This window comes from Anaeromyxobacter sp. Fw109-5 (assembly GCF_000017505.1).
Lineage (GTDB): Bacteria > Myxococcota > Myxococcia > Myxococcales > Anaeromyxobacteraceae > Anaeromyxobacter.
On sequence record NC_009675.1, the window covers coordinates 2,545,854 to 2,560,501 of the forward strand.

Below are 14,648 nucleotides of genomic sequence, written 5' to 3' on the forward strand. Positions count from 1 at the left end.
CGCGTCACAGGTAGTAGATGACGCGCTCGTCCTCCCAGAGGACCTGGTACACGGCGCGCCGCTGCGTCTCGGACTCGAGGCGCACGGCGACCGAGACGGAGTGGTACTTGCCTCCGGCGCTCGCGCGGACCCGGACCCGCTCGGCCGGCGCCTCGCCCACGATGCGCGCCACCAGCCGCCGCGCGTGCTCGGCGAAATCGTCCGCCGCCTGCCCCATGATCTTGAAGGTGTAGTCGAGCGGATAGTCGAGCGCCGGGGTGGGCGTCTGGTTCGATCCTGAGCGGTCCTGCATGCACGTACCCTAGTGAAGGGGGAGCGCCCGGGCCACCGAGGGCGGCAGGGCGAGCGGTTCCCTCTGCCCACCCTGCGCGCCGGGGCCCGTGACCTCGCGCGCCCGCTTGCGCGGGCACGCGCGAGGTCCCCGGCGGCGCCGCACGGCGGCGCGGGCGAGCTGCGCTTCACAGCAGGTTCGCCGCGAGCTCCGCGAGCGGGCTGCGCTCGCCCTTCGACATCGTGATGTGGCCCGCCAGGCGCTCGCTCTTGAACCGGTTCACCACGTGGATGAGGCCGTTGTTCGTCTGGTCCACGTAGGGGTTGTCGATCTGGTACGGATCGCCGGTGAGGACGATCTTCGTCCCGTCGCCGACGCGCGTGATGATCGTCTTCACCTCGTGCGGCGTCAGGTTCTGGGCCTCGTCGACGATGATGAACTGGTTCGGGATCGAGCGGCCGCGGATGTACGTCAGCGGCTCGATCTCCAGGATGCCCAGGTCGAGGAGCTCGTGATAGCCGCGCCCCGCCTTCTTCTCGGAGCGCGACAGGTTCATGAGGTACTCGACGTTGTCGAAGATCGGCTGCATCCAGGGGTTGAGCTTCTCCTCGACCGAGCCCGGCAGGTACCCGATGTCGCGCCCGAGCGGGAAGATGGGCCGCGAGACCAGGAGCTTCTGGTAGACGCCCTCCTCCATCGTCTTCTGCAGGCCCGCCGCGATGGCGAGCAGCGTCTTGCCGGTGCCCGCCTTGCCGACGATGGTGACGAGCCGGATGTCGTCGTTGAGGAGCAGGTCCAGCGCGAAGGACTGCTCCTTGTTCCGCGGCCGGATGCCCCAGACGCCCTCCTTCGGCGTCTTGATGAGCTGCACGAACGCCTGCCGCGGGGCGCTGTACTTCCCGACCGCCGAGTGCTGGGGGTTCGCGCGATCGCGGAGGACCACGAACTCGTTGGGGGGAGGCGGATCGGCCTCCGCCTGCCAGGGGAGCGAGCCGTTCGCGTAGAACTCGTTCACCGCGTCCGGCGAGACCTCCAGCTCGTCGACGCCGCTCCAGAGCTCGTCCAGCTCGACGCCCTCGACGTCGTAGTCCTCGGCGTGCAGCCCGAGCGCGTCCGCGCGGATGCGCAGGTTCGTGTCCTTGGTGACGAACACGGTCGGGAAACCGCGATCGCGGTCGAGGAGCTCGAGGGCGACGGCGAGGATCTTGTCGTCGACCGAGTGGCCGTCGACGGCGACGGTGGGGGGCAGCTTCCGCTCCGCGACGAGCACGCGGATGCGCCCCTTGCCCTCTCCGATCGGTACGCCATCGCGCAGCTTGCCCTGTACGCGGAACTCGTCCAGGTAGCGCGAGACCTGACGGGCGTTGCGACCGAGCGTCGAGAGGTCGCGCTTGAAGTTGTCGATCTCCTCGATGACGTAGATCGGGATGATGACGTCGTTGTCGCCGAACCCGAAGATGCTGCGCGGATCGTGGAGCAGGACGTTGGTGTCGAGGACGAAGTTCTTTTTCAAGCCGGGCCGGCCCCCCGCGGCAATCCCTCTCGCCGCGCCGTCAGTCTAACCCGGCGCGGGGGCGAGCGGCCACCGGCGGCGTGCCGGCCCCTCCTACCCCGCCGCGCGCCGGGGCGCACGCAGCGCGGCGGCGAGCACGGTCTGGTTACGGCCGTGGCGCTTGGCGTGGTAAAGGCACGCGTCCGCACGCTCCACCAGCTCCGGCTTCCTCGCGCCGTCCTCGGGCCAGGTGGCGACCCCGAGCGACATGGTCACGCGCAGCGGCCCCTGCTCGGTCTGGAACGTGACCGCCGCGAGCCGCTCGCGGATCCGCTCCGCGATGACGACCGCGCTCGCGCCGTCCGTCGCGGGCATCACGATCGCGAACTCCTCGCCTCCGTAACGCGCCACCACGTCCGTCTGCCGCGCGTCGCCGGCCAGCACGCGCGCGACGCCCCGCAGCACCTCGTCGCCGACCGGGTGTCCGTAGGTGTCGTTCACCGACTTGAAGTGATCCACGTCGCAGAGCAGCAGCGAGACCTTCTGGCCGCTGCGCGCAGCGAGCGCGAGGTGCTCGTCCAGGCGCGCCTGGAACGTGCGGTGGTTCGTGAGGCCGGTGAGGCCGTCGGTGGTGGCGAGCCGCTCGGCCTCCTCGTACAGCCGCGCCCGCAGGATGGACTGCGCCGCCTGGCCGGCGATGACCTCCAGCTGGCGCACGTGGTCGCCCGTGGGCGCGTGCTCTCGCGCCGCCCCGGCGAGCACCACGGTGCCGAGCACCTCCCCGGCGGCGCGCAGGGGCAGCACGCGGAACCAGCCGACGCCCTTGAGCGGCGTGGAGGCGTCGAGCAGCGTCGTGCGCGCGGGGTCGACGCCCGGCGCGGGCAGCGTCGCGTCGAGCTCGACCGCCTTCTGCACGAACCCGTCCCCGCCCGCCACGCGCTTCCCCTCGATCGCCCTCCAGCGCTCGCCGTGCACGGCGGCGACGCGGTGCGCGCGCTGCTTGCCGTCCTGCTGGACGAGGGTGACGGCCGCGTCCTGGAAGGAGACGATCTCGCGCGCGACCTCGACGATCGCCTGGAAGACCTCGTCGGGCGTCTTGGTGCGGTTCAGGCGGTCGATGGCCGAGTAGAAGCGCTCCTTCTCGTCGCGCGTGCTCTTGATGTCGCCCATCACGCGCTCGGCCTCGAGCGCGCGGAAGATCTCGGCGCACAGGGTTCGCACCAGCTTCTCGTCCTCGTCGGAGAACGGGAGCGGCTCGCGGCGATCCGCGACGATGACGCCGCGGACGTGCCCGCCGCGGCGGTCGACGAGCGGGACGACCAGCAGCGCGCCGGGGCGGGTCGCGTCGCGGTAGTAGGTCGCGACCTTCACCTCCCCGTGGAGGCGCACGGAGGTGAGGCGCGCGATGGCGGCGCCCAGCGCTCCCTCGCGGGCGGAGACCGCGCGCGCGATGGAGTCGCTCGAGGATCTGCACTCGCGCAGCGACAGCCGCTCGCCGGCGGCGTCCAGGAGGTACACGGCGCAGGTGTGGCTGCGGAGCGCCACCTCGGCGACCTCGAGGGCGCCTCGCATCGCGTTCTCCACCTCGGCGACCGACGCCGCCGTCCAGCGCGCGTCTCCGTCGGGTGCGGAGGCGTCAGCCCCGGAGGCGGTGAGCCGGAACTCGCGCGCCCGATCCGCGATCTCCTTGAGCCGCCGCTCCACGGCGCGCTCCTCCGCGCGGCGGGCGGCGCCGACCGGACCCGCGAGCACCGCGTGGTAGAGCACCGCGAAGAGCATCACGAACCCGGAGTGCATCACGGCCTCCGGCAGCTCGCCCGGACGGGCGCCGCGGCCCTGCCAGATCGCCACCTCGATCGCGACGGCGACGATCACCAGGGCCAGGCCCACCGGCCGCGCCATGAACGCGACGAGGAACGCCATCACGAGGTACACGAGCGGCTGCAGCGGGGAGTCCGCCCGCCCGCCGCTCACCGCCTGCGTCATGGCGTGGGCCGCGACGACGAACAGTCCTCCGAGCTCCAGCTGCTCCCGCCAGGTCGCCGCCTCTCCGGCGACGGCCCGCGCGGTGCGCCGCCAGACGGCCACCCCGAGCGTCGCCGCGAGCGCAGCCGTCGCGAGGGTCTGCGGCCAGCCGGGCGCGGCGGCGTCGAACGCGCCGAGCGCCACGAGCGTGCCCGTGCCGACCACCACCGTCGGCGTCAGGCTGCGCAGCGCGAGCCGCGCCGTGCGCCTGCGAGCGAGCGCGCCGAACGTCCCGCCGTCGCTGAAGAGGACGGCGTACAGGCGGACGAGCAGCGGCCGGGGGCGCTGGAGCGCCAGCCGGCGGCGCACCGTGGGCGTGGCTCCGATCGGCGCCCGCTGGGGCGCGCCGGGCGGCCGCGCCGTCACGGCCCGGCCTCCGGCGCGTCGCCCACCCAGTAGACCCGCTCGCCGGGTCGGACGAAGCGGAGCTCCTCGCGCGCAGCGCGCTCGAGGGCCGAGGGATCCGTGCGCAGCGCCCGGACCTCGCGCGAGAGCCGGGCGTTCTCGGCCGCGAGCCGGGCGTTCTCCTGCTCCATCCGGCGGGTGTCCTCCGCCAGGCGCAGGTACCTGCGCAGCCCGTCGGGATCGAGCGCGGAGAGCGCCGCGAGCAGCGCGAGCGCGCCGGCGAACCCCCTCCAGCCCCATCCTCGACCGCGTCTCCCGGACATCCCCCGAGGACGCTAGCAGCCGCCCCGGCGCCGTCCAGAAATCGGCCGGTAGCGCCCTGGGACCTGCGCCCACACGCAGCGCGGGCGGAGCTACTTCTTCAGCTGCTCGGCGAGGTAGTTCTGCGCGCCGACCTGATCGATCGCGGTGAGCTGGGTCTCGAGCCAGTCGGCGTGCTCCTCCTCGCCCTCCAGGATCTCCTCGAGCAGCTCCGCGGACCCGTTGTCGCCCTTCTCGCGGGAGAGGGCGATCCCCGCGTTCAGCGCGGCGATGGCGTCCTTCTCGAGCTGGAGGTCGAGCTGGAACATCTCGGGGACGCTCTCCCCGACGTTGACCTTGTTGTACCGCTGCACGTTCGGAAGCCCCTCGAGGTAGAGGATGCGCGCGATGAGCTCGTCGGCGTCCTTCATCTCGTCGATGGACTCGTGGCGGAACTTCTCGTACAGCCGCTCGTAGCCCCAGTTCTCGCAGATGCGCGCGTGGAGGAAGTACTGATTCACCGCGGTGAGCTCGTTGGTGAGCACCTGGTTCAGCAGGTCGATGATCGCGGGATCGCCCTTCACGTCGCTCTCCTCTCTCTCGTGGCGCCGCGCGCGCACGGCGAAGGCGCCTGATATAGGAGCCCCGATCGCATGCCGGCAATCGCCCTGCTGCTCCTCGCGCTCGCCCAACCCACCGGGGGCATCGTCTCGGAGACGCGCCCCGCGATGGGCGGGGTCGCGACCGTGACCCTCGCCGGGACGACGCCGGAGCGCGCGGCGCCCGCCATCGAGGCGGCGTTCGCGATCTTCGAGCGCGTCGAGTGGTCCATGAACGAGTGGCGCGCCGGCTCCCCGCTCGCGCAGCTCAACGCGGAGGCGGGCCGGGGCTGGGTCGCGCTGCCCGGCGATCTCTGCGAGGTCCTCTCCATCGCCAGGGCCGGAGCGGGCCGCACCGGCGGGCGCTTCGACCCGACCTGGGCAGCCCTCTCCGACGTGTGGCGGTTCGACGGGAGCGCGACCGCGCCGCCTCCCGACGACGCCGTGCGCTCCCGCTGCGCGCTCGTGGATCATCGGCTGCTCGAGCTCCGCCCCCGGGGCACCGCCTGCGAGGCGAGACTCGCGCGCGCCGGCATGCGGCTCGGGCTCGGCGGGCTGGCCAAGGGTTGGGCGCTCGACTCCGCGGCCCGCGCGCTCCGCGCGCTCGGCCACGCCGACTTCCTCCTCCAGGCGGGAGGCGACCTCTACGCGGCGGGGACACGGGGCGGAGCGCCGTGGCGCGTCGGCGTGCGCGATCCCCGCGGGGGACCGCTCGAGGAGCTCGCGGAGGTCGACGTCCGCGATCGGGCGTTCTCCACCAGCGGCGACTACGAGCACGCCTACGTCGTGGGCGGCAGGCGCTACCACCACCTCATCGATCCTCGCACGTGCCGTCCGGCCACCGCGTCGCGCTCCGTGACGGTGCTGGCTCGAAGCGCCGTGGACGCGGAGATCCTCGGCAAGGCGCTCTTCGTCCTCGGTGGAGCGCCGGCGCTCCGCGAGGCGGCGCGCTGGGGCGCGGAGGCGCTGGTCGTGGCCGCCGACGGGGCAGTGCTCGCGAGCCCCGGCCTCCGCGTCCTTCCCCCGGCGAAGCCCTAGGGCGTCTTCAGCCGGTCCGCCGCCGCGCGGAGGGGTACCGTCTCCGACGGCGCGTCCGCTCGGGACGCCTCGCGCGCCGGGACCGGACGAGGCTCGGCGAGGATCCGGGCGATGCTGCCGCGGCAGCACCCGCAGCACGTGCCGGCGCCGGTCGCGACGCCGATCGCTTCGACCGAGCGGGCGCCGCCGTCCCGCGCGGCGCGGATGGCTCGATCGGACACCGCACGGCAGATGCACACGATCACTCGACCATCTCCTGGGCCGCCGCGGCGGCCGAGTCCGTCCGGAGCGGGGCCTCGCGTCGAGCGCGCGCCCCGCCGCGGGCGGGAAGGAACACGGCGCCGAGCAGCGCCGCCCAGGCCAGGAGCGTCAGCTCGAGCAGCGCGAACGCGGCCACCTTCGCCGGCGCGAGCGCGGCTCCGAGGTAGCGCACCCCGAACGATGCGGCGATCCCGGCCAGCGCGGCCCCGAACGAGGTGGCCGCCAGGGCGCGGGCGACGCGCGCGGGGAGCGCGCGGGCGAACGAGACCACGTGCACGGCGGCGAAGAGCACGAGCGGGATCGCGGCGAGGTGCGGGACGGCCACCTCGAGCAGCCCGGCCAGGCTCTTGGGCGCCGCGAACCGCTCGGCGTCTCCCAGGTAGAACGCGCGGACGCCCGCGGCGCTTCCCCCGAGCTTCAGCGCGAACAGGGCCGCCGCGCTCCCGGCCTGCACGAGGAGGAAGGCCGCGAAGGCGAGCGCGGGGAGCCGGAACGGCGCCAGGCGGGGATCACGCACGCGCGTCCCTCCCCGCCCGGACTCGCTCGACGGCGACGGCGGCGAGCAGGGCCCACATCGCCGCGGTCGCGGCTGCGAAGGTCGCGACCCGGAGGCCCCCGAGGTCCGGCCGGGCGACGATCGCGAACGGCGCGAACAGGTCGGCGAGCGTCGCGCCGAAGGCGGCGCCGATCAGGATGGCGCGCACGCCGTCCAGGCGCGGCGCCACCGCCGCGAGCGAGGCGAGCATGAAGAGCACGAACCCGTAGACGAACGCGCCGACGTGGACCTCCTCCCAGAGCGCCGCCGCGGAGAGCGGCTCGCCCCCTTCGACTCCGCGGTAGAAGGCCTCCACCTCCACCGGCGAGAGGCCGCCGGCCTGCAGCCGCTGCGCCGCCAGTCCGGCGAGCGCGAGCGCCGCGAACACCAGGAAGAGGGCGACGGGGGCGCGCGCCCGCGCGGCCGGGGAAGGCTGAACGAGCCACCTCATCGCCCCACCCCCATCGCCTCGCGCAGCGCCTGCAGGAGCCAGCGGGACTCCTCCGCCACCCCGCGTGCGGTGAGCGTCGCCCCGCTGATCGGCGCGATGTCCTGGCCCACGGCGAGGCGATCGCCTCCGCCCTTCCCGCCGAACTGCGCCAGCCAGCGATCGCTCGGCCGGTACTCCGACGGCTCGAGGAAGGCGAGCACCGTGATCTTGCGGAGGCGCCCGTCGGGCTCGAAGGCGAGGGACAGCGTCTCGCGCTTCGTCCGCACGACGTGGCTGTGGATCACCGCGTAGCCGAGCACGTCCCCGGCGCGGCGAGCCGTGTAGAACGTGACGAGCCGCTCTCGCACCCGCGCGCGCGCCAGCCGCTCGATGCGGCCCACCATCTCGTCGGTCAGGATCACGTCCTTGGCCATGATCTCGTCCGCGGCGGGGAACACCGCGCGGATGGCGCCCTCCTCCTTCCCCGCCACGCCTGCCGCCGGGGAGGCGGTGGCGGGGAGGAGGAGGGCCACCGCGAGGAGCGTCGCGCGCCCAATCGAGGCTGGTCTCGCTCGGTGCATGACGCCCTCGTTCACGCTCAGAACACGTACCCGACGCCCAGGTTCACCTGCTCGGTCGTCGAGTCCGCCTCGTCCTCGCTGCGCTGGTAGTCCGCCTTCACGACCACCGTCGGGATCGGCTTGTAGGTGAGGCCGGTGGTCCAGATGGTCTGGTCGAGCGCCGGGTTCCGGGCGAGCCCCGACGGCACCTCGTCGTGGAGGTCGAGGGCCTCGTAGCGGACGAACGGGGAGAGCGAATGACCCGAGTCCGGGAGCGCGAGCGCGAGCACGTCGTACGCCACCTCGGCGTAGCCGCCGCGGGTGCGCGAGCCGAGGACGACGCCGTCGTCCTGCAGCGCCGACAGCCGCGCCGCGTCGTCGAGCCAGCCCATCGCGTAGAGCCCGCGGAGCTGGAGCCCGCGCCAGGAGAGCTGCGCGTGCGCCTCCGCGAGCGTCACGTCCGCGTCGATCTCACCCTGCGCGTCCTCCGCGCCCTGCCCCGCGCCCCCGCGGTAGAAGGCGCCCGCGACGGCGAGCGGCCCGGCGTCGTAGCCGACGCTCACGACCCCCGCGAAGCTCTCCGCGGGGGCCTCGCCGCCGCCGGTGCGCGCGCCGCGGAGCCAGCTGCCGGACGACAGGTCACCGCTCGCGCCGTTCAGGCCGATCAGCCCGTACGCCTTGTAACGGAACGGCCCCTTGGCGCCGTGCACGCCGACCCCGTTCTCGTTCCAGGTGGTCGGGATGAGGTTCCGCTCCACGGCCGGCCGGAACACGCCGTGGAAGAAGGGCGGCTCGTGCAGCTCGTTCACGAACCCCATCGGCACGAGCACGTTGCCGACCCGGAGCCCGATCGCGTCGGAGAGCAGGAAGTCGAGGTACGCGAACTCGACCGACAGCTCGCTCTGGTGCTCGAACTCGACCTCCGCGTTGAACAGGATCCTCGGCGTGAAGCGGTAGCCCGTGTAGAGGACGATCCGGTACAGGTCCGAGTCGGATGGGCGATCGTTCAGGAAGTTCCGGTAGAAGATCTCGCCGTAGCCGCCGATGGAGAGCCCCTTCGGCGCGAAGTAGACCTTCGACGCCGCGGGCCCCATCCCGCCGTAGGAGTCGTACTCCACGTCCCGCAGCCCCATCTCCAGCTTCAGGCGGCGGAGCTCCTCGGCCAGCGCCGCGACCTCGCTCTTCGTCGCGGCCTCCTCCTTCGTCGCCTCGTCCTTCTGCGGCCTGGTCGTCGCCTCCTGGGGGCGCTCCTCCCGCCCGGGGGCGGAGTCGTCGGCTCGCGCCGCGGACGCGGCGAGGGTGAGGGCCAGGGCTACTGTGATGTTGACTTTCATTCTCACGTGGGGCCCGCGCAGGGGCTCTCTCCGGTGTTCGCTGCGAGGTGCACTGCGTGCTGCGGTCAGGTGACGGTCAAGGCGAGCGCGCCTCGACCGGCTTCACGTAGATCTCGCCGGCGATCTCGGGATCGAGGGCGATGGTGGTCTCGCCGATCTCGATCACGTAGGACGGCGAGCGCTGGTGGAGCCGGATCGTGCTGCCCGGGATCACCCCGAGCGCGGCGAGCCGGTCCATGCGGTCGTGGAACTTGGGCGCGATGAAGACGATGCGGCCCGAGGCCCCCAGGTCGAAGCTGCGGAGCCCGGTCACGAGCGGCCGGAGCGTCTTCTGGAAGGTGCCGCAGCACGGCCCCTGCGGGATGGGCTTCCCGTGCGGGCAGGTGGGCGGGTGGCCGAGCAGCGTGCAGACGGAGTCCGTCGCCTCCGGCGAGAGGATGTGCTCGAGCTCGCAGGCCTGCTGCTCGGTGGCGCCCTCGCCGAGCTCGAGCACGTCGCGGAAGAGGCGCTCCGCGAGCCGGTGCCGGCGCACCACGTCGCGCGCGCGAGTCTCGCCCTGCTCCGTGAGCTGAACGCGCGCCCCGTCCAGCCGGACGAGGCCGATCCGCGCGAGCTCCTCGAGGTCGGCGCTGCCCGCCCCCGGCGCGTGCTCGGCCTCCGCCGCGGCCAGGATCTGGTCCGCCGCGTCGCGGCCGGCCTCGCGCTGCGTGTAGGCGGTCTGCAGGATCTCCTCGAGCCGCCGCGTCGCCATCCCGTCATTCACGGAGAGTCGCTCCTCGCTTCCTTGTCACGCTTCAGCCGGTCGATGAGGCGCCGGAGCCCGCCGGCGAGCCCGGCCTCCTGCGGGAAGCTGTAGCCGCACGAGGGACAGCACACGACGCGGCAGCCCCGCGCCATCGGGCAGCTCGGCCGGCACCCCTGCCCCGCCGCGTCGAAGCGATCCCCGCAGAGCGGGCAGGTCTCGATCCCCGGGACGAGCGCGGCCACGGGCGCCTCCTAGTACAGCCACCGCATGAGCTGGTTCACCACCGCCCCGACGCCGAACGCGAACGGCACGATGAATCCCATCATCGCCACCCCGGTCTTCCAGCCGCGCTCCTTCAGGATCATGAAGAAGTTCGCGATGCAGGGGATGAACAGGGTGATCGTGACGAGCGCCACCACGATCTCGATCTGCATCGAGCGCGTGAGGCCGCCCGCCTCCATGAACGGCTGGTAGTGCAGGAAGAGCCCCGCGGCCGCGTAGTCGCGCCGCAGGAAGCCGAGGATGAACGCGGCCGCCGCCTCCTTGGGCAGGTTCAGCACCCCCACCACGAGCGGCGCCGCCGCGCGCTCGAGGAACCCCAGGCCACCGAAGCGATCGAGCACGTAGAGGATGAGCGTGCCCACCACGAAGAGGGGCAGCGCCTCGCGGAGGTACCACTCGATCCGGGCGAGGGTCTTCACCGCGATGTTGCCGGCCTGCGGCACGCGCAGCGGGGGAAGCTCCAGCATGAAGTCCGAGCCGCGGCCGGGCAGCACCTTCGCGGCGAGCCAGCCGACGAGGAACAGCACCAGCACGACCGTCGCGCCGAACCAGACGGTCGCAGCGACCGGGAGCTTGGAGGTCATCGCGAAGATGACCGCCATCTGCGCGCTGCACGGCACGCCGAGCGCGAGCAGGAGCGTCACGATGACGCGCTCCTTCCTCGTCTCCATGATGCGCGCGGTCATGGTCGCCATGGTGTCGCAGCCGAGCCCGAGCACCATGGGGAGGACCGCCTTGCCGTTCAGCCCCATCCGCTTGAAGACCTTGTTCAGCATGACGGCCAGGCGCGGCAGGTAGCCGGAGTCCTCGAGGATGCTGAACGCGATGAAGAAGGTCGTCACGATCGGCAGCACGATCGCGATGCCGTAGGAGAGTCCCATCGAGACGACCCCGTACTTCCCGATGAGGATCCCGTCGTGAAGCTGAGGGTCGGGCCCGGGCGGGCCGACGAGGAAGCTCTCGAACCGCCCGTCCGGCGCGAGGAGCCGCACCGCGGCCGTGACCCACGGCACGAGGTACTCCGCGAAGACCGTGTTCTCGAGGAAGTCGACGAGCGTGCCCGCGCCGAGCACGCCGACGAACTCGTACGCGGCGTAGAGGACCGCGGCGAGGATGGGGATGCCCCACAGCGGGTGGGTGGACCAGGCGCCGAGCTTGCGGGCGAAGCCGCTCGAGGCGGAGGCCCCGCCGCGGGTCACCACGGCGTCGTGCAGCCGGTCCGCCGCCGCGAGCCGCTGGCGCGCGACCACGAAGCGGAGCGACTCGGGGTAGCGCGCCGCGACCGATCGGCGGACGGCGTCGATCCGCGAGAGGTCCGCCTCGGACACGTGCGCCACGAGGTGCGGGCGGAGCGACTCGTCGCCCACGAGCGCCATCACCGCGAGCGCGCGCGGGCCCATGCCGCCTTTGGGCATGAGCGGCGCGAGCTCCGCGAGGGCGCCCTCGATCGCCGCGTCGTAGCGAGGCCTGAACGGCGAGGCGCGCCCGCCGGCGTCGATGCGCTGCTGCAGCGCCGCCAGCCCCTGCCGCTGCACGGCGACGGTCGGGACCACGTCGACGCCGAGCTCGCGGGAGAGCCGCTCGACGTCGATGCGGAACCCGCGGCTCGCCGCCTCGTCCGCCATGTTGAGCGCGAGCGTGAAAGGGATCTCCGCCTCGGCGAGCTGCGTCGCCAGCAGCAGGCCTCGGCGCAGGTTCTTCGCGTCGCAGACCTGGACGGCCGCGTAGCCGCGCTCGGTGAGCAGGATGTCGCGCGTGACCTGCTCGTCCTCCGACATCGGGATGAGGTTGTTCGTCCCGGGCGTGTCCATCACGTGCCAGGGGCGGCCCTCGATCGTGGCGGAGCCGCGCGTCACCTCGACGGTGGTGCCCGGGTAGTTGGAGACCGTGACGTACTTGCCCGTGAGCGCGCCGAAGAGCGCGCTCTTCCCGACGTTGGGGTTGCCGACCAGGATGATCGCGCGGCTCGCCGCGACGACTTGCTTGCGTTCGAGGTCGCCCGCGCGCGCGGAGGCGGAGGCGGGAGCGGGAGGGGTCAAGGCTGCTCCTCGCCGCGAGCGCCCTTCCGGCACCTCGCGCAGCGGCCGTACAGCTCGAGCTTGTGGCTCTCCACCTCGAAGCCGTGGCGGCGCGCCACGATCTCCTGCAGCGACTCGATCTTCTCGTTCGCGAACTCGACGATGTCGCCGCACCCCACGCAGATGAGGTGGTCGTGGTGCGCGCGACCGGCGGACGGCTCGTAGCGGGTCTGGCCCTCGCCGAACTGCCTCGCCGACGCGAGGCCGCACTCGACGAGCAGCTTCATGGTCCGGTAGACGGTCGCCACGCTCACGCGCGGGTCGTCGCGCCGGGCCCTCGTCACCAGCTCTTCCACGGTGACGTGCCCCGAGAGGCCGAAGAAGGTCCGCACGATCCGCTCGCGCTGGCGCGAGTGCTTCAGGCCCTTCGCCTCGATGTACGCGGTGAGCGCCGCCGTCGCGGCGCCGGCGTCGAGCGGACGGTGCTGGTGCCCGCGCGCGGCGTCGCGCGGCTTGCTGCCCCGGAGGTCGTGGTCGGCCTGGTTCATTCTGATAACGATTCTCAGTATCAGACCGCCGCGTCCCAGGCAAGCCCCTGGTGGTGAGCTCAGCGCCGCGCCGCGCCGCCCCAGTGGCGCCGCCAGCGCTCCGCCGCCTCCGGGCCTTCTGCACCGAGATCCCTGCCGGCCAGCGCGACCAGGGAGGCGTGCGCCTCGCGCCGGACCGACGGGGAGGGATCATCGAGCAGCTCGATCAGCCGGGGGACCAGGCGCACGGCCGACTCCCTCGGCCGGTGGCGTGCGAGCTCGGCGGCGATGGCGCGGACCTCGGGCGCCTCCGAGCGGAGCGGCGCCGTGAGATCGATCGGCGTCCCCGCCCGATCCACGCGGTAGGCCTGGGCGAGCTCGATCACCACCCCGGCGATGACCCCCAGGACGAGGACCATCAGCCCGACCTGCACCAGCGCCTTCCCCGCCGAGTAACGTCCGGCCCGTACGAGGACGAACCGGTACCCGGCGTACCCGGCGATGAACAGGGCCAGGATGGCGAGCGGGACCGCGATGGTGGCGCGGGGCCAGCCGCCCATGGCCACCGATCGGGCGAGCTCCGGCACGCCGACGAGGGTCAGCACCGCGGCGGCGAACAGCAGCGCGAACAGGATCCAGCGGAGGGAGCGGATGGAGGCGGGTATCCGGCCGTTCCCGCCGTCCTTCGTCCCGGTTGCCATGCGCGGCAGTGAACCACGCGCGCCGGCGAGCGGCAACCGCGATCGCCTTGCGATGCTTGACTCGCGAGGCGGCCCGGCGCAGGTTCCGCCGGGCCATGGCCGAGATCGATCCCGAGCTGCTCGAACGCGTCGCCCGCTGGTGCGCCGACGCCGGCCGCCATGCTGGCGCGCGCGAGATCCGCGCTGCCCTCTCACCGCTCTCCTGGGACGAGCTCCTCGCCGCGCGGGCGCTCCTCGCCGATCCGCCGCCCGCGACGCCGCTCGGACCGTACGCCCTCGCCGACATGGCGCGCGGCGCGTCCGCGGACGCGGCCGCTGAGCGCGAGCGTGGCGCGCAATACCCGCGGGAAGAGGCGGACGAGCCCGTCACTGCCGCCCCGGCGGCGGCGCCGTCGGCGCCCGCGGGGAGCCGAGGCAAGGGCAAGAAGAAGCGCGCCGCGGCCGTCGTGGTCCACCGCGCGCGCGACCGCGTCGTCGCCGCGACCCCGGAGCCGCCCGCGCCGCCGCCTTCGCTCGACGAGCTGCGCCGCGACGAGGGGCGCACCGTCCTCGAGCGGATGCTCCGCCGCCACGGGGGCCGACGCGCGGCGATCCTGTCGGAGGTCCAGGCGGGGTGGCGCGCCCCGGGGGATGCGCCGCCGACCGAGACCCATCTCGACGCGCTCCTCGACCACCACGGCCTGAGGCGTGCGTTCGACCGGCGCGAGCACGACGAGCTCTTGCACGCGCTCCGCGCCTCCGGCGGCTCGCGCGCCGCCGCCGCCGCTGGCCTCGGGCTCGACGAGCGCGGACTCGACGCCGCCCTCGCTCGGCTCGGCGCCGTCGCCGACGCGGAGCGAATCCGCGAGGAGCGACGCACCGATCTTCGCGCGCGCGCGACCCTCTCCGAGCGCGTCCACCTGCTGCTCGGGCAGGAGGACCGGTTGCGTGACCTCGGCCTCCTCGGCGAGTTCGAGGCGGACCTGGGCGCACGCCTGCCGGAGCATCTGCGCGCGCTCCGCACCGGCGGCGAACCCCTCGCGCAGGCTCTCTCTCGCAGCCTCTCGTTGCCGCCGGCCGCGGTCGCCGCGCTGTCGTCCCGGTTCGGCCTCGGCGTGGATGGGGCGAGCGCCCACTCGCCCGGCCGGGAGGGCGCGCGCGAGGAGCGCCGGCTGGGAGCCCCGCGACGTGAGTTCCGCCCGGCGG

General features: G+C 73.5%; 17 protein-coding genes. 1 reads left to right on the top strand and 16 read right to left on the bottom strand.

Features of this window, described 5'->3' with window-relative positions; all coding sequences use genetic code 11:
• Positions 1-4: 4 nt before the first annotated feature.
• The 5 genes from ANAE109_RS11430 to bfr all read right to left on the bottom strand — a co-directional run bounded on the left by ANAE109_RS11430 (position 5) and on the right by bfr (position 5,017).
• Positions 5-292, bottom strand: coding sequence for a DUF493 domain-containing protein (locus ANAE109_RS11430; protein WP_012097024.1), 288 nt, complete (start codon positions 290-292; stop codon positions 5-7).
• A 166-nt stretch (positions 293-458) separates the two neighbouring features.
• Positions 459-1,784 (bottom strand): PhoH family protein, encoded by a 1,326-nt coding sequence (locus ANAE109_RS11435; protein ID WP_012097025.1) that lies wholly within the window; start codon positions 1,782-1,784, stop codon positions 459-461.
• 93 nt (positions 1,785-1,877) lie between these two features.
• Positions 1,878-4,097: a diguanylate cyclase gene (locus ANAE109_RS11440; RefSeq protein WP_234945290.1), complete on the bottom strand. Its 2,220-nt coding sequence runs from the start codon at positions 4,095-4,097 to the stop codon at positions 1,878-1,880.
• Between the two features lie 53 nt (positions 4,098-4,150).
• The gene (locus ANAE109_RS11445; protein ID WP_012097027.1) at positions 4,151-4,456 is read right to left on the bottom strand and encodes a septum formation initiator family protein; all 306 of its coding nucleotides are present in this window, start codon (positions 4,454-4,456) and stop codon (positions 4,151-4,153) included.
• Positions 4,457-4,546: 90 nt separating this feature from the next.
• The gene (gene bfr / locus ANAE109_RS11450; protein WP_012097028.1) at positions 4,547-5,017 is read right to left on the bottom strand and encodes a bacterioferritin; all 471 of its coding nucleotides are present in this window, start codon (positions 5,015-5,017) and stop codon (positions 4,547-4,549) included.
• Between the two features lie 69 nt (positions 5,018-5,086).
• On the opposite strand from bfr, the gene ANAE109_RS11455 reads away from it, so the two are divergent.
• Complete coding sequence (locus tag ANAE109_RS11455; protein WP_012097029.1) at positions 5,087-6,070, top strand: FAD:protein FMN transferase; 984 nt, start codon at positions 5,087-5,089, stop codon at positions 6,068-6,070.
• Here ANAE109_RS11455 and ANAE109_RS11460 read toward each other — a convergent pair.
• The 11 genes from ANAE109_RS11460 to ANAE109_RS25300 all read right to left on the bottom strand — a co-directional run bounded on the left by ANAE109_RS11460 (position 6,067) and on the right by ANAE109_RS25300 (position 14,449).
• A complete protein-coding gene (locus ANAE109_RS11460) occupies positions 6,067-6,315 on the bottom strand; it encodes a bacterioferritin-associated ferredoxin (protein ID WP_041448287.1) in 249 nt (82 codons plus the stop codon). The two genes, ANAE109_RS11455 and ANAE109_RS11460, sit on opposite strands and share 4 nt — an antisense overlap.
• Complete coding sequence (locus tag ANAE109_RS11465) at positions 6,312-6,848, bottom strand: hypothetical protein (protein ID WP_012097030.1); 537 nt, start codon at positions 6,846-6,848, stop codon at positions 6,312-6,314. Before ANAE109_RS11465 ends, ANAE109_RS11460 begins: the two co-directional genes overlap by 4 nt.
• Positions 6,841-7,317 carry a hypothetical protein gene (locus ANAE109_RS11470; protein WP_012097031.1) on the bottom strand — a complete coding sequence of 159 codons (477 nt, stop codon included), beginning with the start codon at positions 7,315-7,317 and terminating at the stop codon, positions 6,841-6,843. Before ANAE109_RS11470 ends, ANAE109_RS11465 begins: the two co-directional genes overlap by 8 nt.
• Positions 7,314-7,829, bottom strand: coding sequence for an FMN-binding protein (locus ANAE109_RS11475; RefSeq protein WP_234945291.1), 516 nt, complete (start codon positions 7,827-7,829; stop codon positions 7,314-7,316). The genes ANAE109_RS11470 and ANAE109_RS11475 overlap by 4 nt, the downstream gene beginning before the upstream one ends.
• 65 nt (positions 7,830-7,894) lie before the next feature.
• Entirely contained in the window at positions 7,895-9,190 is a 1,296-nt protein-coding gene (locus ANAE109_RS11480; protein WP_012097033.1) for a hypothetical protein, read from the bottom strand.
• 76 nt (positions 9,191-9,266) lie between these two features.
• Complete coding sequence (locus tag ANAE109_RS11485; protein WP_234945292.1) at positions 9,267-9,953, bottom strand: metal-dependent transcriptional regulator; 687 nt, start codon at positions 9,951-9,953, stop codon at positions 9,267-9,269.
• Positions 9,950-10,177 (bottom strand): hypothetical protein, encoded by a 228-nt coding sequence (locus tag ANAE109_RS11490; RefSeq protein WP_012097035.1) that lies wholly within the window; start codon positions 10,175-10,177, stop codon positions 9,950-9,952. Before ANAE109_RS11490 ends, ANAE109_RS11485 begins: the two co-directional genes overlap by 4 nt.
• Positions 10,178-10,186: 9 nt before the next feature.
• Positions 10,187-12,256, bottom strand: coding sequence for a ferrous iron transport protein B (feoB, locus tag ANAE109_RS11495; RefSeq protein WP_012097036.1), 2,070 nt, complete (start codon positions 12,254-12,256; stop codon positions 10,187-10,189).
• Positions 12,253-12,783: a Fur family transcriptional regulator gene (locus ANAE109_RS11500; RefSeq protein ID WP_012097037.1), complete on the bottom strand. Its 531-nt coding sequence runs from the start codon at positions 12,781-12,783 to the stop codon at positions 12,253-12,255. Before ANAE109_RS11500 ends, feoB begins: the two co-directional genes overlap by 4 nt.
• 59 nt (positions 12,784-12,842) lie before the next feature.
• Complete coding sequence (locus ANAE109_RS11505; protein ID WP_041448288.1) at positions 12,843-13,463, bottom strand: hypothetical protein; 621 nt, start codon at positions 13,461-13,463, stop codon at positions 12,843-12,845.
• A 191-nt stretch (positions 13,464-13,654) separates the two neighbouring features.
• Positions 13,655-14,449 (bottom strand): hypothetical protein, encoded by a 795-nt coding sequence (locus ANAE109_RS25300; RefSeq protein WP_041448289.1) that lies wholly within the window; start codon positions 14,447-14,449, stop codon positions 13,655-13,657.
• Positions 14,450-14,648 lie beyond the last annotated feature (199 nt).